17 protein-coding genes and 1 tRNA gene are annotated in these 25016 nt (G+C 68.3%); 6 read left to right on the top strand and 12 right to left on the bottom strand.

Annotated elements, in window-relative coordinates; translation table 11 throughout:
- Window positions 1–299: 299 nt before the first annotated feature.
- From rho to argS, 6 genes are all read right to left on the bottom strand, one after another.
- A complete protein-coding gene (gene rho, locus OG205_RS39075; protein ID WP_330272842.1) occupies window positions 300–2387 on the bottom strand; it encodes a transcription termination factor Rho in 2088 nt (695 codons plus the stop codon).
- Between the two features lie 320 nt (window positions 2388–2707).
- The gene (gene thrB / locus OG205_RS39070) at window positions 2708–3562 is read right to left on the bottom strand and encodes a homoserine kinase (RefSeq protein ID WP_330272841.1); all 855 of its coding nucleotides are present in this window, start codon (window positions 3560–3562) and stop codon (window positions 2708–2710) included.
- Window positions 3559–4605, bottom strand: coding sequence for a threonine synthase (gene thrC / locus OG205_RS39065; RefSeq protein WP_442916647.1), 1047 nt, complete (start codon window positions 4603–4605; stop codon window positions 3559–3561). Before thrC ends, thrB begins: the two co-directional genes overlap by 4 nt.
- Before the next feature lie 17 nt (window positions 4606–4622).
- Complete coding sequence (locus OG205_RS39060) at window positions 4623–5939, bottom strand: homoserine dehydrogenase (protein ID WP_330272840.1); 1317 nt, start codon at window positions 5937–5939, stop codon at window positions 4623–4625.
- Between the two features lie 3 nt (window positions 5940–5942).
- Entirely contained in the window at window positions 5943–7361 is a 1419-nt protein-coding gene (gene lysA / locus OG205_RS39055) for a diaminopimelate decarboxylase (protein ID WP_330272839.1), read from the bottom strand.
- Window positions 7362–8999, bottom strand: coding sequence for an arginine--tRNA ligase (argS, locus tag OG205_RS39050; RefSeq protein ID WP_330272838.1), 1638 nt, complete (start codon window positions 8997–8999; stop codon window positions 7362–7364). It abuts the gene before it with no gap.
- 169 nt (window positions 9000–9168) lie between these two features.
- Between argS and OG205_RS39045 the strand changes: the two genes are divergently transcribed.
- The 3 genes from OG205_RS39045 (at window position 9169) to OG205_RS39035 (ending at window position 13163) form a co-directional block, all read left to right on the top strand.
- Window positions 9169–9993: a DUF3105 domain-containing protein gene (locus tag OG205_RS39045; RefSeq protein ID WP_330278322.1), complete on the top strand. Its 825-nt coding sequence runs from the start codon at window positions 9169–9171 to the stop codon at window positions 9991–9993.
- Entirely contained in the window at window positions 9993–10697 is a 705-nt protein-coding gene (locus OG205_RS39040; RefSeq protein WP_330272837.1) for a DUF305 domain-containing protein, read from the top strand. Before OG205_RS39045 ends, OG205_RS39040 begins: the two co-directional genes overlap by 1 nt.
- Window positions 10698–11288: 591 nt before the next feature.
- Complete coding sequence (locus OG205_RS39035) at window positions 11289–13163, top strand: acyl-CoA dehydrogenase family protein (protein WP_330272836.1); 1875 nt, start codon at window positions 11289–11291, stop codon at window positions 13161–13163.
- A 218-nt stretch (window positions 13164–13381) separates the two neighbouring features.
- Here OG205_RS39035 and OG205_RS39030 read toward each other — a convergent pair whose 3' ends face one another.
- On the bottom strand, window positions 13382–14551 hold the full coding sequence (locus OG205_RS39030; protein WP_330272835.1) for an ROK family transcriptional regulator: 1170 nt from the start codon (window positions 14549–14551) through the stop codon (window positions 13382–13384).
- A 152-nt stretch (window positions 14552–14703) separates the two neighbouring features.
- On the opposite strand from OG205_RS39030, the gene OG205_RS39025 reads away from it, so the two are divergent.
- Entirely contained in the window at window positions 14704–18936 is a 4233-nt protein-coding gene (locus OG205_RS39025; protein ID WP_330272834.1) for a GH92 family glycosyl hydrolase, read from the top strand.
- A gap of 262 nt (window positions 18937–19198) precedes the next feature.
- Here OG205_RS39025 and OG205_RS39020 read toward each other — a convergent pair whose 3' ends face one another.
- On the bottom strand, window positions 19199–20107 hold the full coding sequence (locus tag OG205_RS39020) for a cation diffusion facilitator family transporter (protein WP_330272833.1): 909 nt from the start codon (window positions 20105–20107) through the stop codon (window positions 19199–19201).
- Between the two features lie 149 nt (window positions 20108–20256).
- Here OG205_RS39020 and OG205_RS39015 point away from each other — a divergent pair.
- Both OG205_RS39015 and OG205_RS39010 read left to right on the top strand, forming a co-directional pair.
- A tRNA-Arg gene (locus OG205_RS39015) sits at window positions 20257–20331 on the top strand.
- Between the two features lie 242 nt (window positions 20332–20573).
- Window positions 20574–21365, top strand: coding sequence for a hypothetical protein (locus OG205_RS39010; protein ID WP_330272832.1), 792 nt, complete (start codon window positions 20574–20576; stop codon window positions 21363–21365).
- A gap of 26 nt (window positions 21366–21391) precedes the next feature.
- Here OG205_RS39010 and OG205_RS39005 read toward each other — a convergent pair whose 3' ends face one another.
- The 4 genes from OG205_RS39005 to OG205_RS38990 are packed head-to-tail and all read right to left on the bottom strand — an operon-like array spanning window position 21392 to window position 25015.
- The gene (locus OG205_RS39005) at window positions 21392–21736 is read right to left on the bottom strand and encodes a phenolic acid decarboxylase (RefSeq protein ID WP_330272831.1); all 345 of its coding nucleotides are present in this window, start codon (window positions 21734–21736) and stop codon (window positions 21392–21394) included.
- Window positions 21733–22482, bottom strand: a complete 750-nt coding sequence (locus OG205_RS39000) for a DUF6182 family protein (protein WP_330272830.1) — start codon at window positions 22480–22482, stop codon at window positions 21733–21735. The genes OG205_RS39005 and OG205_RS39000 overlap by 4 nt, the downstream gene beginning before the upstream one ends.
- Window positions 22482–23588 (bottom strand): hypothetical protein, encoded by a 1107-nt coding sequence (locus tag OG205_RS38995; protein ID WP_330272829.1) that lies wholly within the window; start codon window positions 23586–23588, stop codon window positions 22482–22484. Before OG205_RS38995 ends, OG205_RS39000 begins: the two co-directional genes overlap by 1 nt.
- On the bottom strand, window positions 23585–25015 hold the full coding sequence (locus OG205_RS38990) for an NAD(P)/FAD-dependent oxidoreductase (protein ID WP_330272828.1): 1431 nt from the start codon (window positions 25013–25015) through the stop codon (window positions 23585–23587). Before OG205_RS38990 ends, OG205_RS38995 begins: the two co-directional genes overlap by 4 nt.
- Window position 25016 lies beyond the last annotated feature (1 nt).

Here is a 25016-nt window from a genome sequence, read left to right as displayed (position 1 = left end):
CCACCAAAGCAACGCAACTCCGCCCAAAGCAACAGGCGTGCCATCAACCTGCCGGTGGCGTAGACCCCGGCTTTTGATCAGATTGGCGGGGTCTGGGGCGGAGCCCCAGGAATCAGCGCAAGGCCACGCCCGCAAGGTGACCACCTGCAGACGACACAACAGGCACCCGCCAACGCAACCGGGGGACGCCCCACCCACCCCGCGCGCCCGCGCGGCATTCGAGTGAACAACAACAAAAAGACCCCCGGCGACCAGCACCGGGGGTCTTTTCACGTGAAACTCACACGCCTACAAAACGATCAGTCCTGCTCAGACCCAGGCGTAGTCTTCGCGACCTGCATCAGGAACTCGATGTTGGTGCGAGACTTCCGCAGCCGGTCCAGCAGCAGGTCAATGGCCTGCTGCCCGTCCAACGCGTGCAGCACCCGACGCAGCTTGTGCGTGACAGCCATCTCGTCAGGCGACAGCAGCAGCTCTTCCTTACGCGTACCGGAAGAGTCGACGTCGACGGCCGGGAACGTCCGCTTGTCCGCGATCTTCCGGTCGAGCTTGAGCTCGGCATTACCCGTGCCCTTGAACTCTTCGAAGATCACCGAGTCACCGGCGGAACCGGTCTCGACCAGAGCGGTGGCGATAACGGTCAGCGACCCGCCACCCTCGATGTTGCGAGCGGCACCGAGGAAGCGCTTCGGCGGGTACAGCGCCGTCGAGTCGACACCACCGGACAGGATGCGGCCGGAAGCCGGGGCAGCCAGGTTGTACGCACGGCCCAGACGCGTGATCGAGTCGAGCAGCACGACCACGTCGTGGCCCATCTCGACCAGGCGCTTCGCCCGCTCGATGGCGAGCTCGGAGATGGTCGTGTGGTCCGACGGCGGACGGTCGAAGGTCGAGGCGATGACCTCACCCTTCACCGAACGCTGCATGTCGGTGACCTCTTCCGGACGCTCGTCCACCAGGACGACCATCAGGTGGCACTCGGGGTTGTTCGTCGTGATCGCGTTGGCGATCGACTGCAGCACCGAGGTCTTGCCGGCCTTCGGGGGCGACACGATCAGGGCGCGCTGGCCCTTGCCGATCGGCATCACCAGGTCGATGACACGGGTGGTGAGGATGTGCGGCTCGGTCTCCAGGCGCAGACGCTCGTTCGGGTAGAGCGGCGTCAGCTTGGTGAAGTCCGGGCGGTTGCGCGCCTCTTCCGGGTCCAGGCCGTTGATCTTGTCGACGCGGACCAGCGGGTTGAACTTCTGGCGCTGCTGCTCGCCGTCGCGCGGCTGGCGGACGGCGCCGGTGAGGGCGTCGCCACGGCGCAGGCCGTACTTGCGGACCAGCGACAACGAGACGTAGACGTCGTTCGAGCCCGCGAGGTAGCCAGACGTGCGGACGAACGCGTAGTTCTCCAGCACGTCCAGGATGCCCGCGACCGGGAGCAGGACGTCGTCGTCGCGCACCTCGGTCTCGCGGTCGCCACGACCGGGGCCGCTCTGCTCCTCGCCACGGCCACCACGGCGGCGGCGGTCGCGGAAGCGGCCACGGCGACCACCGTCGTCGTCACCGTCGGGCTGGCCGCCACCCTGGCGGTCACCGCCACGGTCACCACGGTCGTTGCGCTCGCCACGGTCGCGGTTGCGGTCACGGCCGCCGCGCTCGTTGCGGTCACCACGGTCCGAACGCTCGCCGCGGTCGGAACGCTCGGAGCGCTCGCCACGGTCCTGACGCTCGCCACGCTCAGCGCGGTCGCCACGGTCGGAACGCTCAGCGCGGTCGGAACGCTCAGCGCGGTCGGAACGCTCAGCGCGGTCCGGACGCTCAGTGCGCTCGGGGCGCTCCGCACGCTCGGGACGGTCGTTCCGCTCAGGACGCTCGGAACGCTGCTCCTGCTGCGGCTGCTGCGACTGGCTCTCGCCCTCGGCGTTGCCACCGCCACGGCCGGAACGACGGCGACGGTTTCCACGGCGCCCACCGTCCTCGGACGAGCGAGCATCGTCGGAAGCGCCAGACTCGGCGGCGGGCTTCTCCGCTACCTCAAGCTGCTGCTGAACAGGCTTTTCGGCAGGCTTCTCGGCCTTGACAGCGGCCGGCTTCTCAGCGGGGGCCTCGGCCTTCGCGGCGACCTTCTCGGCCTTCGCGGGCTTCTCGGCTTTCGCCGGGGCACCGGAGCCTTGCTTCTCCTTGATGGCCGCGATCAGGTCGCCCTTGCGCAGGCCTGCGGTTCCGGTGATGCCCATTTGGCCGGCGAGCTCGCGAAGTTCGGCGAGCACCATGCCGGACAGACCCGCGCGGCGGCGCGGCGTCGTGCCGTTCGATGGGGTGGACAGAGCGTTCTCCTCGGCTCCAGAACCAGCGGCAGCTGCGACTTCGCTGCTCAGCAAATCGGTGTTGGTCACACAAGTCCTTCCTGACCAGGCCCCGCCTCCTACGCGGCCCAGCGGACCCGCCTTCCCACTTCAGCGGGGAACGGCGGTCAAGTCCGATGAAGACGGAAGCACGACGGCTTCCCTCAAGCACGGGACTTTTCTCAGATCACACGGCGATCGGGTGCCTCTTTTGCGTTCGCCCCGCCCGCACGGCACAGAGCCGGAACGCAAAAGGATTGCGACTCGGAACGAGTGTCCGAGCGCGACACCGGCGCCCGTGCGCGCGGTGACTGATCGCCCCCGAGAGTAGACGCCGGTCCTCCACCATGCAACAACCGGGGTCGGGCGTGTCAGTCCAATGGACGAACGCGCACGCCGGCGGCGTCGACGTCGAGTCTCCGCACGTCGAAGCCGTGCACGTCGATCTCGGGAGGAAGATCACCGAAGGCGATCACGGTGGGTCCCGCTCCGCTCACGCAGGCGGGAACTCCGAGCTTGCGAAGATCGTTGATCACCCGAACGGTGTCCGGCCATGCGGGCTCGCGGTAGTTCTGGTGGAGTCGATCCTCAGTAGCCGCAAGGAGAACTGCCGGATCCGACGTCAGCGCGTGCACCGCGAGGGCAGCGCGCCCTGCGGCGTGCGCCGCGTCCGCGTGCGGCACTTCGGCCGGAAGCAGGCCGCGCGTGGTCTTGGTGGACGACTCCTGCGACGGGATGAGGACGAACGGGCGCACGCGTGCGTCGGCGTCCATGCGCACGGCGCGGTAGCGCTCTCCTTCAGACCAGGCAACGACAACGCCGCCGAACAGAGAAGCAGCCGCGTTGTCCGCATGGCCCTCGAACTCGGCGGCGATTTGCAATGCGTCCGTGTCCAACTCGCGACCCAACAGGGTGAATCCGGCTGCGACGCCCGCCACGATCGCGGCCGCCGACGAGCCCAGTCCCCGTGCGTGCGGAATGGTGTTGCGGCACCTCAGCGCCAGTCCACCGGTGTAGCCGGTGGCGCGGACGGCCCGCACGACGAGATGGGTCTCGTCGAGCGGGACGTCGCCGGATCCGGCACCGTCGACCGTGATCGAGAGGCCGTCGACGCCTTCGCCGCCGGCCACCTCCACGTCGTCGTACATGCCCAGCGCCATGCCCAGCGCGTCGAACCCCGAACCGAGGTTCGCGGTCGACGCGGGGACGGAGACGAGGAACTTCACGCCAGCTCCAGCGCGTGCGCGACGGCGCCGGGGTCGACCGGGACCGGCTCGACCTCGGTGGTGCCCAGCAACGCCGTGTCGGGGTCCTTCAGGCCGTGACCCGTGACGGTGCACACAACCGTGGACCCGCGCGGCAGCCTGCCGTCCTCGGCGGTCATCAGCAGACCGGCGATGGACGCCGCCGACGCGGGCTCCACGAAGATGCCCTCGGACGACGCCAGCAGCCGGTACGCGGCCAGGATCTGCTCGTCGGTGACGGCGTCGATCAGGCCACCGGACTCGTCGCGGGCCTTGATCGCACCCGTCCACGACGCCGGCGAACCGATCCGGATCGCGGTCGCAATGGTCTCCGGGTTCGACACCGGCTGACCGGACACCAGCGGGGCCGCACCGGCGGCCTGGAACCCGAACATCTTCGGCAGGCCCTTGTCGTACGACGTGTAGCCCTTCCAGTACGCGGTGATGTTGCCCGCGTTGCCGACCGGCAGGCAGTGCACGTCGGGCGCCTGCCCGAGCACGTCGCAGACCTCCCACGCGGCGGTCTGCTGGCCGACGAGCCGCACCGGGTTGACCGAGTTCACCAGCGTCACCGGGTACTCGGCGGCAGTCTTGGACGCGAGCTCCAGGCAGTCGTCGAAGTTGCCGTCGATCTGCAGGATCCTGGCGCCGTGCATGACGGCCTGCGCGAGCTTGCCCATCGCGATCTTGCCGCTGGGCACGAGCACGGCCGCCGTGAGGCCCGCCTTGGCCGCGTAGGCGGCGGCGGAGGCGGAGGTGTTGCCGGTGGAGGCGCAGATGACCGCCTTCAGGCCAGAGGCGAGCGCGTACGTCATCGCCACGGTCATGCCGCGGTCCTTGAACGAGCCGGTCGGGTTCGCGCCCTCGACCTTGACCCACACGTCGGACCCGGTCGCCTCGGAGAGCCTTCGAGCGTGCACCAGCGGCGTACCGCCTTCGTGCAGCGTCACGACCTCGGCGCCCTCGGGGATCTCGATGCGGTCCCGGTAGGCGTTGATGAGACCGGGCCAGCCTGCTCTCGCCATGCGCATTCCTTCTGGGCTCACTCTTCGCCCTCCACCCTCATGACGCTGACGACGTCCCGCACCACGGGGAGGCCACCGATTTTGTCCACAGTGGACCGCAGCGCGGCGTCGGTAGCCGCGTGCGTGACGATCACGAGACTGGCGTCCTCGATGCGGCCTTCCTGGCGCACCGCGGCGATGCTCACGTCGTGCTCGGCGAACACCGCGGCGACCTGGGAAAGGACACCGGGCTTGTCGGCCACGTCGAGGCTGATGTGGTAGCGGGTCGGCGTGTTCCCCATGGGCTGCGCGGAAAGCGCGGCGTAGGCGGACTCACGCGGGCCGTGCCCGCTCGCGACCATGTTGCGCGCCACGGCGACCAGGTCGCCGACGACCGCGCTCGCCGTGGGGGCGCCACCGGCACCCTGCCCGTAGAACATCATCTCCCCCGCCGCGTCTGCCTCGACGAACACCGCGTTGAACGCGCCGTTGACCGAGGCCAGCGGATGCGTCCTGGGGATCATCGCCGGGTGCACTCGAACGGCGACTGATTCCTGGCCGGACGGACTGGTGACGCGCTCGCAGATCGCGAGCAGTTTCACCGTGCGGCCGAGGCCCTTGGCGGCCGCGATGTCCGCAGCGGACACCGCGCGGATGCCCTCGCGGTAGACGTCCGAAGCCGTCACGCGGGTGTGGAACGCAAGGGACGCAAGGATCGCGGCCTTCGACGCGGCGTCGAACCCGTCGACGTCCGCGGTCGGGTCGGCCTCGGCGTAACCGAGGCGCGAGGCCTCTTCGAGCGTCTCGTTGTAGCCCGCGCCGGTGGCGTCCATCGCGGACAGGATGAAGTTCGTCGTGCCGTTCACGATGCCCATGACACGCGTGATCCGGTCTCCCGCAAGGGATTCCCGCAACGGGCGCAGCAACGGGATCGCGCCGGCGACGGCGGCCTCGAAGTACAGGTCCGCACCGGACGCGTCGGCCGCCTCGAACAGGTCCGGGCCGTGTTCGGCCAGCAGCGCCTTGTTCGCCGTGACGACGGACTTGCCGTTGCGCAGCGCCTCCAGCAGAAGGCCGCGCGTCGGGTCGATGCCGCCGATGACCTCGACGATGACGTCCACGTCGTCCGACTTCACCAGCGCCGCGGCATCCGTGGTGAGCAGGTGCTCCGGTACCTCACGGTGCTTGTTCGGCCTGCGCACGGCGATGCCCGCGAGCTCAACCGGCGCGCCGATGCGCTGGGTGAGGTCCTCGGCCTGGTCCGTCAGCAGCCGGACTACCTCCGTGCCCACCGTGCCGCAACCGAGCAACGCGACACGAATAGGTTTCACGGAGCCCGCCTCTTTGACTGACACTGCCTACACCTCCAGACGGAACAGGTCGTCCTCGGTCTCGCGACGCAGCAGCAGCCGCGCCTCTCCGTCGGTCACCGCGGCGAGCGCGGGCCGTGGAAGTCGGTTGTACCCGCTCGCCATCGAGTAGCAGTAGGCCCCTGTGGCGGCGATCGCAACCAGGTCCCCCGGCGCGAGGTCGTCGGGCAGCCAGCAGTCGCGAACGACGATGTCACCGGACTCGCAGTGCTTGCCGACGACACGGCACAGCACTGCCCGCGACTCGGGCTCGGCGGCACGGGAGACGAGCTTGCAGTCGTAGACCGCGTCGTACAGAGCAGTGCGGATGTTGTCGCTCATGCCGCCGTCGACGCTGACGTACCGGCGTCGCGCGCCACCGTCCAGTTCGATGTCCTTGATCGTCCCGACCTCGTACACGGTGACCGTGCCGGGGCCGACGATCGCGCGGCCGGGCTCGACCGCGATGCGAGGCATGCTCAAGCCGTTGTGCTCGCACTCCTTCTGCACGATGTTGTGCAGCTGCCGCGCGAGCTCGGCGGGTGGGGGCGGGTCGTCGTCCGGCGTGTAGGCGATGCCGAGTCCGCCGCCGAGGTCGACGACGTTCAACGACGGGATGTCACCGTGCTCGGCGCGGATCTCGGCGAGCAGGCCGATCACGCGGCGCGCGGCGACCTCGAAACCGGACGCGTCGAAGATCTGCGAGCCGATGTGGCTGTGCAGGCCGACGAGCTCGAGGCCACTGGCCTTCAGCACGCGGCGCACCGCCTCGGCCGCGTCGCCGGAGGACAGCGAGAAGCCGAACTTCTGGTCCTCGTGCGCGGTCGCGATGAACTCGTGCGTGTGGGCCTCGACGCCGACCGTCACGCGGATCAGCACCTTCTGCACCACACCGCGGTCGCGCGCGATCTGGTCGAGGCGCGCGATCTCGTGGTACGAGTCGAGCACGATCCCGCCGACGCCGGCCTCGACGGCCGCGATCAGTTCGGGAACGCTCTTGTTGTTGCCGTGCAACGCGATGCGCTCGGCCGGGAAGTTCGCGCGCAGAGCGATGGCGAGCTCGCCGCCGCTGCAGACGTCGATCGAGAGGCCTTCTTCGGCCACCCACTTCGCGACCTGCACGCTCAGGAACGCCTTCGAGGCGTAGTGCACGAGCGTCGGGTCGCCGAACGCCTCGGCGTGCTCGCGGCAACGCGCGCGGAAGTCCTGTTCGTCCATGACGAACAACGGGGTGCCGTACTGCTCCGCGAGCCCGCGCACGTCCACGCCCGCGAGCTCCACGACGCCGGAAGCGTTGCGCGATGCGTTGCGGGGCCAGACGGTCGGGTGCAGGTAGTCGAGCTGGTCGGCGGTCGAGGGGCGGTCTCCGGCGGTGTTGCCGGGTGCCATGACGTCGGCGTGCCGAGGTCCAGCGGGATGTGCTCGCATTTACATTCGCTCCGGTGCGGTGACGCCGAGCAGGCCGAGGCCCGCTCCGAAAACATGCCTGGTGGCGGCGCAGAGCGTGAGCCTCGCCCGGTGCAACGGAGTGGTCTCCTCGTCGCCCTGGGGAAGCACGCGCACGCCGTTCCTGCGGTCGTAGAAGCGGTGGAAGGACCCGGCGAGTTCTTCGAGGTACCTCGCCACCCGGTGGGGTTCGCGCAGCTCGGCCGCGGTCGCCACCACCCTGGGGAACTCACCGATGGTGCGGATCAGGTCGCCCTCGCGCTCGTGCACCAGCAGCGAGAGGTCGTCTCCCTGCGTGACGCCGAGGTCCGCGGCGTGGCGCAGCACCCCCGAGATGCGGGCGTGCGCGTACTGCACGTAGTAGACGGGGTTCTCGCTGTCGTGCTTCTGCAGCAGGTCGAGGTCGATGTCGAGGCTGGAGTCGACGCTCGACCGGATCATGGCGTAGCGCGCCGCGTCCACGCCGACCGCGCCGACCAGGTCCTCCATCGTGATGACGGTGCCCGCGCGTTTGCTCATCCGGACGGGCTGGCCGTCGCTGACGAGGTTCACCATCTGGCCGATCAGCACCTCGACGCTGTCCGGGTCGTCGCCCAGGGCGGCGGCGGAGGCCTTGAGGCGCGCGATGTAGCCGTGGTGGTCGGCGCCGAGCATGTAGATGCACAAGTCGAAGCCGCGCCCGCGCTTGTCGACGAGGTACGCGATGTCGCCCGCGATGTAGGCCGGGTTGCCGTCGCTCTTGAGGACGACGCGGTCCTTGTCGTCACCGAAGTCCGTGGACCGCAGCCACCAGGCGCCGTCCTTCTCGTACAGCGAGCCGTTCGCCTTCAGCTTCGCGATCGCCTCGTCCACGCGGCCGCTCTGGTGCAGCGAGTCCTCGTGGAAGTAGACGTCGAAGTCGGTGCGGAAGTCGTGCAGGCTGCTCTTGATCTCCTCGAACATGAGCCCGACACCGACGCTGCGCACCGTCTCGGGGTCGCTCAGCGCACCCGGTTCGCGGCGCAGGACCTCGGCGGCGATGTCGCTCACGTACGTGCCCGCGTAGCCGTCCTCGGGGGCCGGCTCGCCCTTGGCGGCGGCGATCAGCGACCGGACGAACCTGTCAATCTGCGCGCCGGCGTCGTTGAAGTAGTACTCGCGGACGACCTCGGCGCCACGGGCCCGCAGGATCTCGCCGAGCGCGCTGCCGACGGCCGCCCAGCGCGCGCCGCCGAGGTGGATGGGGCCGGTGGGGTTCGCGGAGACGAACTCGAGGTTGATCCGCTTGTTCGCCAGCTCGGCGCCCGTGCCGTAGAAGTCCTCCAGCGCCGCGCGAACGATCGCTCCCTGGGCCTCGGTGGCGATCGTGAGGTTCAGGAAGCCGGGACCGGCGACGTCGGCCTTCGCGATGGCGGGCTGGGCCAGCAGAGCCTCGGCCAGCCACGTCGCGAACTCGCGCGGCTGCACGCCGGCCTTCTTGGCGAGCTGCAGCGCGATGTTCGTGGCGTAGTCGCCGTGCTCGGGGTTCCTGGGTCGCTCGACCGTCACCTGCTCCGGAAGTGCGGAGGCGTCCAGACGTCGGTCGGCCAGCAACTGGGCAACCGTGGTCCGGACCAGATCGGCGAGCGCTTCAGGGGTCACGCTGGAACAGTTTAGAGATGCGTTGTCGCAGGTCTCGACCGGGTTACCGGGTCTCGGAGGGTGAGACGGCAAGTGTTAACGCGGACGTGGTATCGCCCTGCGCTGACAGTGATCAGACACGATGTCCCTACACTGGCGCCGGTTGACCAGGACGACATCTGAGGCGGACATGACCAGCGGCAAGAAGACGAAGGCCACACGCAACAGCGTGGCCGCAGCCCGTTCCTCGGTGGTGGCGAGCAAGCCGAAGCCGTGGGGCACGATCATCGCGGTCATCGCGGTGCTGGGCCTCGCGGGCGGTGTTTTCGGGTATGCGTACTCGCAGATCCACGCGAACAACGTCAAAGAGGCCGCCCTGGCCAAGTGGAAGCCCTCGGACACGAACAAGGACCCGTCGACCGCGCTCGCGGGCGTCGTGATCAAGGAGTACAAGGGCTCCCGCCACGTCCAGCCGACCCAGCGGGTCGCCTACGACCAGACCCCCGCCTTCGGCGGTCCGCACGACGCCACGTGGGCCGACTGCACCGGTGTCGTCTACGACAAGGCCATCCGCACGGAGAACATCGTCCACGGCCTGGAGCACGGCGCGGTCTGGATCGCGTACAACCCGGACCAGGTCAAGGACGACGCGCTCAACAAGCTCAAGGTCAAGGTCGAGGGCATCCCGTACATGGCGCTCTCGCCGTTCCCCGGCCTCGACAAGCCGATCTCGCTGCAGTCCTGGGGCCACCAGCTGAAGCTCGAGAAGGCCGACGACGAGCGAGTCGACCAGTTCATCTCCTCGCTGCTGCGCAACCCGAACACCTACCCCGAGGTCGGCGCGTCCTGCGAGAACCCGCAGTTCCTGTCGAACCCGGCCCCGTTCGTGGCCGAGAAGCCGGGCGCCGACGCCGTGCCGATGGACGGCGGCAAGGACGAGTCCGTCACCGAGGGCCAGCCGAACGCCAGCACGCCGCCCGCGTCGGACTCCGTCTCGACGCCGCCGTCGAGCTGATGTCCGTTCCTGCCGACACCGACGAGACCGAGGTGTCCGACCGCCCGTCAGGGGTGGCTCGGACCCTCGTGATCGGCGCCGCGGTCCTAGCCGTGCTCCTGCTGGGCGCGGCGGTGGGCCTGCTCGTGAAACTCCCCGGCTCGTCCTCGTCCGCCGCGGTTCCGGCCTCCGGCTCCGTGGACGTCGGTTTCTGCCAGGACATGTCCGTGCACCACCTTCAGGGCATCCAGATGGCGAACCTGGCCAGGGACCGCTCGACCGAACCGGACATCCGCCAGCTCGCGTTCGACATCTCCTCCACCCAGCTCGAACAGGTGGGGCGGATGAAGGGCTGGCTGATGATGTGGAACGAGCACGAGCAGAACATCTCCGGCGTCTACATGAAGTGGATGGACGCCGCCGGAGTGCACGGCCACGGCGCCACCACGCCGGAAGCGGGCAAACCGCTGATGCCCGGCATGGCCACGACCGAGGAACTCACCAAGCTGCGCACGATGCCGGCCGGACGCGATTTCGACGTCTACTGGCTGCAGCTCATGCTCCGCCACCACACGGGCGGGGCACCGATGGCCGAGTACGCCTCGACCGCCGCCGGTCAGTCGGTCGTGAGGACGCTGTCCGACAACATGTTGAAGTCGCAGTCCGCCGAGACCGAGCTGATGAAGGACTACCTGGCGAAGCGCGGAGCCGCACCGCTGCCGTAACCAGGTGTCACTTGTCGCTTTGAGAGGGCCGTCCGTTCGTCGGGCGGCCCTTTCGCTTGTCCGGGTTCGCACAGCGCCAACCGACGCAAGCAACCCTCCGCTGGCACAGGAACCAGCCACCGCAACGAGACCCGCGCGGTGCCACCAGGCGCCCGCCGAGGCAAGGCAACCACGTACGAGGCCTGGCGTGGCGATGCGGAGCGAGCCGTCTGAACCTAGGGCGCCGGGTAGCGGTGTACTCCGCTCATGGCGATTGGGGCTTGACCTTGAGGGGCTGGGCGCCACCCTGTCTGGGCTCGGCCGGGGCTCTGTGAACCCCGGTCTTTGAGGCCGACTACGCGCCCAGCTAGAGGCTCAAGGTCAAGCCCCAATCGCAACCCCGCACTTCGTCACGACCCGCGCGCCCACCCTCGCAAGGCGACGGAACGTCAGGAACGCGACCAACCCCGCTGGAACGCGACCGACGCACGCAACTAGACCCGCACGGCCGCCCCGAAAGGGCGGCCTTCCGTTACCTGGTTTCACCCCGCGAGCAGGTGGACATCCGCCTACCCCCGAGTAACGTGGGTCACACCTACTGGGAGGTAACCCATGACCGTCGACGAGCGCGCGGCCAGGCAGGTCGCCGAACAAGCACGGGAAACCCGCTGGCAGCGACCGAGTTTCGGCAAGGAGCTCTTCCTCGGTCACTTCCGCATCGACCTCATCCACCCGCATCCGAGCGGCACCGCCGAGGACCGCGCACGCGGCGAGGCGTTCCTCGAGAAGCTCCGGAAGTTCACCGAGTCCCACATCGACAACACCGTCATCGAACGCGACGCCCAGATCCCCGACGAAGTCCTGAAGGGCCTCAAGGACCTCGGCGCGTTCGGCATGAAGATCAAGCCCGAGTACGGCGGCATCGGGCTGACCCAGGTCTACTACAACAAGGCCCTGATGCTCGTCGGCTCTGCCAGTCCGGCGATCGGCGCCATGCTGTCCGCGCACCAGTCCATCGGCGTCCCGCAGCCCGTCGCGATGTTCGGCAGCCCGGAGCAGAAGCAAGAGTTCCTGCCCCGGTGCGCCAAGGGCGAGATCACCGCGTTCCTGCTCACCGAACCGGACGTCGGCTCCGACCCGGCCAGGCTCGGCACCATCGCGAGGCCGGACGGCGACGATTACATCCTCGACGGCGTGAAGCTGTGGACCACCAACGGAGTCGTGGCCGATCTCCTGGTCGTCATGGCCCAGGTGCCGGACAAGGGCATCACGGCGTTCGTCGTGGAAGCCGACGCCGAGGGCATCACCGTCGAGAACCGCAACGCGTTCATGGGCCTGCGCGGCCTGGAGAACGGCGTGACCAGGTTCCACAACGTCCGGGTGCCCAAGAAGAACGTCATCGGCAAGGAGGGCGCCGGTCTCAAGATCGCGCTGGCCACCCTGAACACCGGCCGGCTGAGCCTCCCCGCCCTCTGCGCGGGAAGCGCCAAGTGGTGCCTCAAGATCGCCCGCGAGTGGTCGGGCGCGCGCATCCAGTGGGGCCTGCCGGTCGGCAAGCACGAGGCCGTCGCGGGCAAGATCGCCTACATCGCCGCCACGGCGTACGCGCTGGAAGCGGTGCTGGACCTCAGTTCCGAGCTCGCGGACGCCGGCAAGCACGACATCCGCATCGAGGCCGCCCTCGCGAAGCTCTACGCGTCCGAGAAGGCCTGGCTGGTGGCCGACGAACTGGTCCAGATCCGCGGCGGCCGCGGCTACGAGACGGCGGAGAGCCAGGCTGCGCGCGGAGAACGCGGTGTCGCGGCCGAGCAGGTCCTGCGGGACCTCCGCATCAACCGCATCTTCGAGGGCTCGACGGAGATCATGCACCTGCTGATCGCGCGCGAGGCCGTCGACGCGCATCTCAGCGTCGCCGGTGACATCATCGACCCGGACGCCGACCGCAACGCGAAGATGAAGGCGGCGGCCAAGGCAGGCGGGTTCTACGCCAAGTGGCTGCCGACGCTCGTCGTCGGCAAGGGGCAGACCCCGGCCGGCTACACCGAGTTCGGGCCGCTCGCCAAGCACCTGCGGTTCGTCGAACGGTCGGCGCGCAAGCTGGCGCGGCAGACGTTCTACGCGATGTCGCGGTGGCAGGGGAAGATGGAGCGCAAGCAGCGGTTCCTGAGCCGGATCGTGGACATCGGGGCCGAGCTGTTCGCGATCAGCGCCGCGTGCGTGCGGGCCGCGCAGGACGAGAACCCCAACGCGCAGGCGCTCGCGGACGCGTTCGCCAAGCAGGCGCGGATCCGGGTCGACGAGCTGTTCGAGAAGCTCTGGAAGAACACCGACGACAGCGACCAGGTGCTGGCCAGGCAGGTCCTCGACGGCAACTACACGTGGCTCGAGGACGGCGTGCTCGACGCGTCCATCCCAGGGGCGTGGATCGCGGACTCCACCCACCACGAGTCGACGGCGGAGAACGTCCACCGGCCGACACCTCGTTAGCCGTTGCTGCACTGGGCAGGCTGATGGTGGTGCGGGCGCGGCACCTGCCCAGTGCACGGCCGGTAGGGGGCTACGTCCCCCGCATCCCCCTACCGACTCCCCTTGCAACGGAAGGACACAACCCTCCAGGTGGAGGTGCCGGTAACGCTAAGCCACATAACACCGTTAACAGCTACGACAATTGAGTGAATTACCAGGTGAGGTCTGCTCAACTACTCTCAGAGAGTAACTTCAAAGACCAATTCACGTGCCGCCGCCAGGCCCATCGCGAGTGCTCCGGACAGCACCGCGCCGTCGCCCAGCGAGCCCGCCACGATCGGGGGCGCCAGCGGTGTCATCGTGCGCAGCGTCGCCTCCAGCGGAGCGAGCAGCAGGTCGACGTTCGACCCGACACCACCGCCCAGCACGACCAGTTCCGGATCGATCACCGCGGCCACGGCGGCGACGAGGAACGCGAGCCGTTCCGCTTCCAGCCGCACGATCTCCAACGCCTGTTCGTCGCCTTTGCGCGCGAGACCGAACACCTCACGGGCCGAGCGCGCCGTCAGCCCGCGCTCCCGCGCCAGCTCCACAACGGATTCCGCCGACGCCGCGTCCTCGAACTGTCCACGACGGACGTCCGAAGCGGACTCACCGTACGGCAGGAAACCGACCTCGCCGGCCGCCCCGTGCGCGCCGCGGAACAGCACGCCGTTCACGACGATGCCCATGCCGACACCGGTGCCGACCGTCGCGCACACGAACACGCGCGCGTCCTTGGCCGCCCCGTAGACGTGCTCCCCCAACGCGGCCAGGTTCGCGTCGTTCTCCACGACCATCACCGGCCCGAGCGCCGATTCCAGGCCGTCCAGCACACCGAGCGACTCCCAGCCCGGCAGTTGCGGCGCGTGCCGCACGACCCGCGAGCGTTGGTCGATCACACCGGGGCTGCCGATCACCTTCACCACGACGTCCGTGAGAGCGATCCCAGCGTCCGCCACCGTGCGCTCGGCCAGGCCGGTCACGGTGCGCACCAGGGCGGCGGCCGATCGGCTGCGGTTGCGCACGTCCACGCGGGCCACCACGGACCCGCCCAGATCGGCCAGCGCCGCCCGGATCCGTTCACGGCCGATGTCGACGCCCAGCACGTACCCGGCGGAGGGATTCGGCTCGTAGACCACCGCGGAGCGGCCAGGACCGGTGGTCGTGCGGCCGGTCGGGCGCACCAGGCCGTGACGTTCGAGATCGACCAGCGCCTGCCCGACGGTGGGCTTGGACAGCCCGGTGTCCTTGGCTATCCGCGGGCGGGTGGCCGCACCCAGACGGCGCAGCCGATCGAGCACGGCGCGTTGGTTGAGCACGCGCATGCCCGCCGGTGTACCCACCTCTGGCGGCTTGCGGTCGCTCACCGGCCGATTCTAGATCTTGATCCACTCGCTTTGCGCGCAACTGTTGAGAAGACAGGTTGCGCGACAATTCCTGTCCTGTCCCTTGACAACGATGTCAGGTGCCGAAACGCTCCCACCCAAAAGGGGCAGGGCTAGGCGGCGGAAGGGTTGCAATGAGGCAACTGGGGAAGAGACGAACCAGAACTCTGTTGAGCGTTGCGATCACTGCGACACTGGTGTGTGGCGTCACCAACGGCTACGCGGCCGCCGCACCAGAGGAGCCAGGAGTGGGTTTTTCGTCGTCCTTTGAGGACGGTCAACCACAACCGTCGTGGTCCAACACCGTCGAGACCGACGCGTCGGGCAAGCCGAAGGCCTCGGGCGTGATCGGCTCGGACGGCTCCGGCATCCCGGGCAACGTGTCCGACAAGGTCGAGAAGGCGACGGCCAACGGCGAGTACGCGGAGTCCGGCGAGGTCGCCGACAACCTCTGGGACGGCACGGTCAACTCGAAGTGGCTGGTGTTCGCCACCACCGGCTGGGTGACGTACAAGTTCCCCGCCGCCCAGAACATCAAGAAGTACGCGCTGTCCTCGGCGAACGACTCGCCGGAGCGCGACCCCAAGAACTGGACCGTGCAGGGCTCGACCAACGGCACCGACTGGACCGTGCTCGACACCCGCGCCGGTGAGACGTTCTCCGAGCGCTTCCAGACGAAGACCTACGACGTCACGACGCCGGGGTCCTACAGCTGGTACAAGCTCGACATCACGCTGAACAACGGCTCCACGAACATCATTCAGCTCGCGGAGTGGCAGCTCTCCGACGGCTCCACGACACCCCCGTCGCCGAACATGCGCAGCGTCGTCGGCTCCGGACCCACGAGCGGCTACACCTCCAAGTCGCGCGCCGGCTGGACGGGCGTGAAGTCGTTCCGCACGCAGGGCCGGCAGACGACCGAGGGCCGCGCCTACAGCTACAACAAGGTCTTCGACGTCGACATCCCCGTCAGCGCCAAGACCGAGCTGTCGTACATGATCTTCCCGGAGTTCGTGACCGACAACCTGAACTACCCGAGCACGTACTCGTCGGTCGACCTCGCGTTCTCCGACGGCACGTACCTGAGCGACCTCAAGGCGGTCGACCAGCACGGCGCCGTTCTGTCGCCGCAGGGCCAGGGCGCGGGCAAGTTCCTCTACGCGAGCCAGTGGAACAAGGTGGCGTCCACGATCGGCGCCGTCGCGGCCGGCAAGACGATCAAGCGGATCCTGGTCGCCTTCGACAGCCCGAAGGGCCCGACGGACTTCGGCGCCTGGTACGACGACATCCGCATCGGCGACGTCGTCACCAAGCAGTACGCGAAGCCTTCCGACTACGTGCTGACCACCCGTGGCACGAACTCGAACGGCTCGTTCTCGCGGGGCAACAACTTCCCGGCGACCGCGGTGCCGCACGGCTTCAACTTCTGGACCCCGATGACCAACGCGGGTTCGCAGAGCTGGCTGTACGAGTACGCGCAGCGCAACAACGCGCAGAACCTGCCGACGCTGCAGGCGTTCACGACGTCCCACGAGCCCAGCCCGTGGATGGGTGACCGCCAGACGTTCCAGGTCATGCCTTCGGACAAGGCGCCGACCCAGGACCGCGCGCTGCGTGCGCTGCCGTTCAAGCACGACAACGAGGTCGCGAAGGCGCACTACTACGGCGTGACCTTCGAGAACGGCATGAAGACCGAGATCGCGCCGACCGACCACGCGGCGGTGTTCCGGTTCACGTTCGCCGACACCGGCCAGAAGAACCTCGTGTTCGACAACGTGAACAACCTCGGTGGTGTCACCCTCGACGCCGCTTCCGGTGTCGTCACGGGCTACTCGGACGTCAAGAGCGGCCTCTCCACCGGCGCGACCCGACTGTTCGTCTACGGCAAGGTGGACAAGGCGGTCACGGCGAGCGGCCGGCTGACCGGCGCGGGCCGTGACAACGTGGGCGGCTACTTCTCGTTCGGCGACAAGACCGTCGAGCTGCGGATCGCCACCTCGCTGATCTCCGTCGACCAGGCGAAGTCCAACCTCGAACAAGAGGTCAGCGGCACGGACACGTTCGACTCGGTGCGCGACCGCGCGCAGGCCGCGTGGGACAAGATCCTCGGCATCATCACGGTCGAGGGCGCGTCCGAAGAGCAGCTGATCACGATGTACTCCAACATGTACCGCCTCTACCTCTACCCGAACTCGGGCTTCGAGAACGTCGGCGGCAAGATCAAGTATGCGTCCCCGGTGGCGCCCGCGACCGGTCCGAGCACGCCCACGCAGACGGGCGCGAAGATCGTGGACGGCAAGGTCTACGTCAACAACGGGTTCTGGGACACCTACCGCACGACCTGGCCCGCCTACTCGTTGTTCACCCCGTCGCAGGCGGGTGAGATGGCCGAGGGCTTCGTCCAGCAGTACAAGGACGGCGGCTGGATCTCGCGCTGGTCCTCCCCCGGTTACGCGGACCTGATGACCGGCACGAGCTCCGACGTGGCGTTCGCCGACGCGTACCTGAAGGGCGTGTCGAACTTCGACATCAAGGCCGCCTACGACGCCGCGGTGAAGAACGCGTCCGTCGTGCCGCCGAGCAACAACGTCGGCCGCAAGGGCATGGACAAGTCGATCTTCCTCGGCTACACCGGCAACGACCAGCTCGACGAGGCGTGGTCGTGGGCGATCGAGGGCTACGTCAACGACTTCGGCATCGCGTCGATGGCGAAGGCACTGCACGAGAAGACGGGCGAGAAGCGGTACGCGGAGGAGTACGAGTACTTCCTCAACCGCGCCCAGAACTACGTGCTGACGTTCGACAAGCGGATCGACTTCTTCCAGAACCGCAACGTCGACGGCTCCTGGCGGGTCGAGGACCCGGCGAAGTACAACCCGCAGGACTGGCGCTACGACTACACCGAGACGAACGGCTGGAACATGGCGTTCACGGTGCCGCACGACGGGCAGGGTCTCGCGAACCTGTACGGCGGACGGGACAAGCTGGCGCAGAAGCTCGACTCGTTCTTCACCCTGCCGGAGACCGCGAAGTTCCCCGGCGGCTACGGCGGCGTGATCCACGAGATGATCGAGGCGCGGGACGTGCGGATGGGCCAGTACGGCCACTCCAACCAGCCGTCGCACCACATCGCCTACATGTACAACTACGCGGGCAAGCCCTCCGGCACCCAGGAGAAGGTGCGCGAGATCCTGTCGCGCCTGTACGTGGGCTCGCAGCAGGGCCAGGGCTACGCCGGTGACGAGGACAACGGCGAGATGTCGGCCTGGTACCTGTTCTCGTCGCTGGGCTTCTACCCGTTGCAGATGGGCAAGCCGGCCTACGCGATCGGTTCGCCGCTGTTCACCAAGGCGACCGTGAAGCTGGAGAACGGCAAGAAGCTCGTCATCAACGCGCCGAAGAACAACGCGAAGAACATCTACGTGCAGGGCGTGAAGGTCAACGGCAAGGCGTGGAACAAGACGTCGCTGCCGCACGACGTGCTCGCGGCCGGTGCCACGATCGACTTCGACATGGGCCCGAAGCCTTCTGCCTGGGGCACCGGCGTCAACGACGTGCCGGACTCGATCACCACCGGTGACGCGGTTCCGACGCCGTTGCGCGACGTGGCTTCCGGCGTTGCCGTCGGTGCGCTGACCGACAACAGCTCCTCGACCTCCGCTGTGGTGAAGTCCTTCGACTTCAAGGCCGCGGACGTGAAGGAGAAGGCGGAGTTCTACACGTTGACCAACGCCAAGACGGGCACGTCGCCTTCCGCCTGGGAGCTGAAGGGCTCCTACGACGGCAAGACGTGGTCGACGGTCGACAAGCGTTCCGGCGAGAACTTCCAGTGGCAGCAGTACACGCGCTCGTTCAAGATCGCCTCGCCCGGCCGGTACAACTTCTACCGGCTGGAGTTCTCCGGCGACGTGGCCCTGGCCGAGTTCGAGCTGATGTCGAAGCCGCTGCCGGCGGCCACCACCACGGTGACCGGCACCGTCAACGGTCCGCTGCAGGTCAAGGGCGTGACCTATGTGGACGGTGCGACGGTGAACGGCCCGGTGACGGTGCAGAAGGGCGCGACGCTCTACGTCTTCGGCGGAGAGATCAAGGGCCCGCTGTCGGCGGCGGACGCGGCCTCCGTGGTGCTCGTGGGCACTCGCGTGGGCGGTCCGGTGTCGGTGCACGGTTCCTCGACGGAGGTCGCGGTCGAGAACTCGACGGTCGGTGGCCCTGTGTCACTGACCTCGAACAAGACCAGGTCAGTGGTGGCGGCCACCTCGGTCGGCGGGCCGTTGTCCTGCACGGGCAACACCCCCGCCCCGTCGAACAACGGCTTCGCGAACGACGTGAAGGGGCCGAAGGCAGGACAGTGCGCTGGGCTGTAACGCCTAACTGATCAAGGTTGCGATGAGGAAGGCCGCGTTCCGTCACGGAACGCGGCCTTTCCCGTTCACCTGAAAGGATCTATCCCTTTAAGACATACTTCGATGAGATCTTGACGATTCGTCTGCAGTGACTGGGGAGGCCCTTGTGGTGCCGTTCGAACGAGGCCGAGTGTGGGTCGCGGTGCCACAACCCCGCAACCCGGTCGTTCCGTCACGAACGGGCACGCAATCCACTAAGGACGGGATCCGCGACCTGCCTGGCTCACCACGAAAGCTCCCTGCACCGCTGCGCTGACGAGCCACCCTCGACCTGCAGAGTCGCGTGCTCGATGTGGTACCTGGTCGCCAGCAACGACTGAGCGGCCTTGAGCACGTTCTCGTGGTCGGCGTTCTCCGCGGTCGTGAGGTGAGCCGAAGCCACCTCCATGCCGCTGGTCAGCGTCCACACGTGCAGGTCGTGCGCCTCGGTGACCCCGGGAAGCTGGTTGAGCGCCTTCTGCATCTCGGTGACGTCCAACCGCTCCGGCGCGTGCTGGAACAGGATGTGCAGGGCGTTCTTGGCGAGGTTGTACGTCCGCGGCAACACCCACACACCGATCAGCACACCCATGATCGGGTCCGCGTACTTCCAGCCCGTAGTGATCATGACCAGCGCCGAGATCAGCACACCCACCGACCCGATCAGGTCGGCGAGCACCTCCAGATACGCACCCTTGACGTTGATGCTCTCCTTCGCGCCCTCCTTGAGGACGCTGAAGCTGACGAGGTTCGCCGCCAGTCCGAGCGTGGCAGCGATCAACACCGGCCAGCCGGGCACGTCCGGTGGGTCCTGAAACCGCCCGACGGCCTCGTAGATGACGTAGCCCGCCACCCCGAACAGCAGAACGGCGTTAGCCAGCGCCGCCAGCACCTCGGCCCGGTAGAACCCGAACGTCCGGTTCTTCCCGGCCTTGGCCCGCTTGGCCACCATGATCGCGGCCAGCGCCATGCCGACCCCGAGCACGTCGGTGAGCATGTGCGCGGCATCGGAGATCAAGGCGAGCGAGGACGTCGCGAACCCCACGACGAACTCCACCACCATGAAGACCGCGCCGATGCCGAACGCGATCCACAGCTTGCCGGCGTGCTGCCCGCTCGCCGACGCCGATCCGTGTCCGTGCCCATGACCCATGCTTCGGAACATATAGCGACATGCGCATGAGTGCAATCCGGGGTATTCCCAGTCCCACAGGGTGGTGACCAAGGCCACGCTCCACCACCGCTGGGGGTGGGTGTGAAACACAGTCGCGCCAATGCGCTAGGATCTTCCACGTAGCTACGGCCCCCGTAGCTCAGGGGATAGAGCACCGCCCTCCGGAGGCGGGAGCGCAGGTTCGAATCCTGCCGGGGGCACCAAAGACGAAGGCGATTCGTGTTCGCGGAGTGCGCGAACCGGGTCGCCTTCGGGCGTTTTCTGGGGGCCGAGCCCCCAGACCCCAGCCGGGGGCAAGCCCCCGGACCCCCCGCTGATGGCTGGGACCGCCTCGGTTGCGGGCCTTCTACTGCTCGTACGGTGTCTGGAACTGGCAGGATGTGGTTCAGGGGAGTCGTGCTTGTCGGACGCGCGTTCCCCTTTCCTGGCCCGAGGATTGGACGCAATGGGACGCTCGTCGGTGTTCACCTTCCAGTACATCGCCATCGACACGGAGGCTGGTGTCACTCCGGAGGAGTTCGAGACCTTCGTGCGTGGTGAAGGCGTTCACCTGCCCTTGTACCCAGGGTGGCGGTGGACTCTGCTGCGCGGGTTGCGCGGCGAGCGGGCCGGGCAGTACCTGATGTTGTACGAGATCGAGAGCGCCGAGCAACGCGACCGCTACGTCACGGCCCGGGGTGAGCAGACCGAACTGGCCCGGCAGTTCTGGGTGCGGCACCCCGAGGCGGAGGCTGTGCTGGCGCGATGGCGGCGGCTGGGCACGTTCGGTGAGCTGCCCACGTTGTTCACCGACTACCGGCTGCTGGCCGACAATCCGCGGAGCACGGTCACGCCCGGCCCCCGCTACCGCGACCGTCCGGGGGAAGAACCCGTCGCCAGGGTCGTCGGGATCCACAACCTGGCGTTGCGGGCCGGTGTGACCGAGGAGATGTTCGACCGCTTCATCGCCGAGAACCACCACCGGATCGACGACTACCCGGACTGGCGGTTCCACGTGCTCAAGGGCGAGCGGGGCAACCGCCTCGACCAGTACGTGATGATGATGGAGATCGCGAGCCTGGACGCGCTGGACGTCTTCTACCCCGAGCCCGACATCGCCACCGACAAGGGCGCGGAGTTCGCGGCCGCCCACCGCGACACCAAGCAGATGTACGAGGAGTGGAAGCAGCTGGCCTCGTTCTCGGGCTCGCCGCAGATCTACACGGACTACCTCGCCGTCGCGGAGAACCCGGCGTAGCCCCGCACCACCGGGATCGCCACGACTCATATCAGGTGTTCGTGGATCGTTCCAGTGGTGGACCTGCCGATGCGCTCCCCGTTCTCCTGCCCCGCCGCCCAGAACGCGTGCACCGTGTTGGTGTTGTAGTCGTGCACGTGGCTCACCGAGTCGCCGTCCGGCTTGATCCAGCTGATGAAGTGCACCCCGGAGGCGATCCTGGCCACCGTGATGTCGAAGTCGGCCACCTGTCCGACGTGCTCGCCGGTGAGTCCTTCCATGCGGAGCGTGTCGCCGTCCGATCCGAAGTGCATCAGGAACGACCAACCGTTGGGCAGGGCGTATCGGAAGGTCCGGCCGTGAGGGCTCGGCTCGGTGATCGAGTGGGTCACAGGTCGCTCGCTTTCCTGCGTGTCGGTGCGCAGCCGGTGTCGTGCGCCGTCAGGTGGGCGTAGGCGCGCAGCCGGGTGCGGTCGGCGGTGTCCAGGTGCACGCGCAGCACCGAGTACGGGGCGGTCGCGGTGCCGAGTCTGGGCACGTGCGAGAGCGTCAGCCGGTCTCCGGGGCGGATCACCCTGGTCAGCACCGCTTCGGCCAGTACGTGGTTGACGTGCACGAGGTAGTCGGCCATGGTCACGCCCGCGGTGGCGACCTGGAGCCGGTGTTCGGTGCCCGCGCCGGTCCCTGGCAGGTCGATCGGGACGACCGGTGGCAGCGCCAGTTCCCGTGCGCCGTCGAACTTCTTGAGCAGGCGCCGCAGTCCGGTGGTCCGGGCGGCCGGGGCCGGGCCGAACCAGGCGATCGACCCGTCCTCGGCCAGGTGGTCGCAGGGAAACCGGTCGACGAGGTTGGCCGGATTGCCCGCCAGGAACAAGGTGCGGGTGAACGCGCCGAACCAGGCACCGCGCGGCTCGCCGTTCACACCGGAGGCGAACTCCACGACCGATCGGGCGAACGTGGCGGGATCGAACTCGCGGAGCACGGCGATGGCCGCCACGTCGGAGGTGTCCTGGGTGGCTGCGGACAGCTCGACGAGGTCGGGTGGCGCGGGCGGCGGGAGCACGACGGAGTCGGGGCCGGCGGTGGCTGCCTGGACACGACGGCCCAGTTCGGCGCGCAGCAGCTCTTGGGTGAACATCAGCGGTACACCTGTTCGACCAGGTCCGGTACCGGTGGCTTCGCGTGTTTGCGCAGCATCGCCGAGGTCAGCCGGTAGGGGTCCACGTGCAGGGTGGCGCCGCGGTTGCGTCCGACGAACTCGGCCAGGTCCGGGGCGGCCAGCCGGGGGACGTCGGCCTCCAGCAGCCGGCGAGCGCGGTCCATGCTCTGCCGCAGCAGGTCGGCGCGGAACGACTGTCCGCTGCCCTTGCCGACCACGGCGATGAAGTACAGGCGCATCCCCAGCCTGAGCACGTCGGGCTCGACCTGGCCGCAGGCGTCGAGCATCGCGGGCATCGTGTGTCCTTGCCAGCCACCGAAACGACTGGACTTGATCACGCCGTCGATCGGAACCCGGTCGACGGCCACGCGCACGGTGGAGGAGCCCAGCGCGCCGAGTGCCCGTTGCAGCAGCACGTAGTCCTCGGTGAGTTCGCGGTCGTGCACCAGCACGGTCTCGTCGAAGTCGTTCACCAGTGGTACCAGTTCGCGCAGTGCGCAGGCGAGGTAGTTGGGCTGCCGTTGGCTGTTGACGATCTGCCGCAGCGGCAGGCCGTCCCTGGTCAGGTCGAGGTAGACCGGTCCACCGTCACGCCGGTGGTCCAGGCACAGGTCGCGCGAGGCCAGGTGGTCGATCAGCTCCTCCAGGTCCACGGCGGGGTGTTGCACCGCGGTGAGTCCTGGGTCGTGCATGCCGAGGGCGGAGTAGTAGTCAGTCCACAGGTGCAGCAGCCGGGTGCTGGCCGGGTGGACCCAGCCGGTGTCCTCCACCGCCCGCAGGTACGGTGCGAGCGCCGAGAACGGGGCGCGTTGTTCCTCCGCCTGGTAGCGGACGTAGAGCTCGCCGAGCCGTTCCTCGTCGTGTTCGGAGTAGTCGACGTCGCCGAACGTGCGGTCCAGGAACTCCCAGTATCCCAACGTCTGTCCTGTGACGTTGTAGGTGGTGTTGCTGTACCGGTAGGTCGTCTCGGCCACCAGCGACGTCGCCCGGTACATGACGTCCACCCACAGCAGTCCTTTGAGGTGACTGGGGGTGAGGGCTTTGGTCGGCGTGATGGTGACCGGCGCGATGAGGACCTTGGTCATCGTCCGGCCTCCTCGATCACTTCGACCAGCTCGGCGCGACCGGGGGCGGGGACGGCGGGCAGTGTCCGGCCGTCGAGCGCGGCACGGACGCGGGCGCGCAGGGCGGGGTCGCCGTAGAAGTGCTCCGGCCTGCCCAGCGACATCAGCACCCTGGCCAGCCGGTACCACACCTCGGCGTCGAAGAACGACGCGCGGGCGGCCGCAGCGAGCCCGAGGCGGTCGGCGTCCAGCGGCGGGAACTGCTCGCCGTGCACGGCGGTTCGCCAGACGCGGATCCGCTCGAGGTCGTCGTCGGCTGCTTGGTGCACCCACGGGACCAGCAACGTCTCGGTGAGTTCCGCGGCCAGGATGCTCTGCTTCTCGCCGACCTCGGGTGTCCCGGCGAGCACGTCAGCGAGCTGGTAGGCGTGCGCGACGGCCAGGGAGACGCCGCGCCCGTAGAGCGGGTTGGTGGTGCAGGCGGCGTCACCGAGCTGGAACAGTCCGTGCACGGGACGCTGCCTGGTCGTGGCCACGCCGCGCACGGTGTTCTTGGGCGCGTTGATGGCGTACACGGGGGAAATCGGTTCGCTCGCGCCCTCGGCGATCCACGGCGCGAGCAACGGGGTGGCGGCCAGCACGGCGGCGAAGGCCGCCTCGCCTCGGACCGCCTTCAGCACCGGGTCGTCGGGCAGCACACCGATGCTGACGGAGAACGTGCCGTTGTCGCCGGGATGCACGAAAGCCATGTAGTGCCCGAAGATCCCGCCACCCGCGTTGCCCCGGTTCAACAGACCCGGCCACTGCGCGCCGAGCCTGCGGTAGAACCTGGTGTAGACGGTGGCTTCACTGGGCCACGCCTGGTCGGTGGCGACGGGAATCCCGGCGGCGGTCAGCCACCGGCGGGACTCCGCGTGGCGTCCGGTCGCGTCGAGGACCAGATCGGCGGCGAGTGTCCCGTGATCGGCAAGCCGCACCCCCGTGACGCGCGGTATGTCCATTTCGGACAGTTCCACCCCGCGCACTGTCACGTCGTGCCGCACCACGACTCCTGATCGGCGTGCCGTGGTCGCCAGGACCGAGTCGAAGGTCCGGCGGCGGCAGGCGAGCGCGAGCAGTTCGGTGTCGTCCATGTCCGGCAACGATTCCCGCAGCGCGGGGGGCGCCACCGATCTGAGATCGATCTCCTCGGCTCCGGCCCGCAGCAGTGCGTCGTAGACCCCGGGGTCACGATCACGCAGCAGGCCGATGCCGAGGCTGGTGAAGGAGTGCGAGTGCAGGGCCTGCGGCACTGTCGGCCGGACCCAGTCGGAGTTGGCCCGGTCCACGGACTCCGGAGCCGCGTCGGCTTCCCGGTCGAGGACCTGGACGTCGTAGCCGAGAGGACGCAGGGCGAGTGCGGCGACCAGCCCGGCCACCCCGCCACCGACGACCACCGCGGTGGGCATC

Origin of the sequence: Lentzea sp. NBC_00516 (genome assembly GCF_036346835.1) — a bacterium.
Taxonomy (GTDB): Bacteria; Actinomycetota; Actinomycetes; order Mycobacteriales; family Pseudonocardiaceae; genus Lentzea; species Lentzea sokolovensis.
This window is presented reverse-complemented; position numbering and strand designations above follow the sequence as displayed.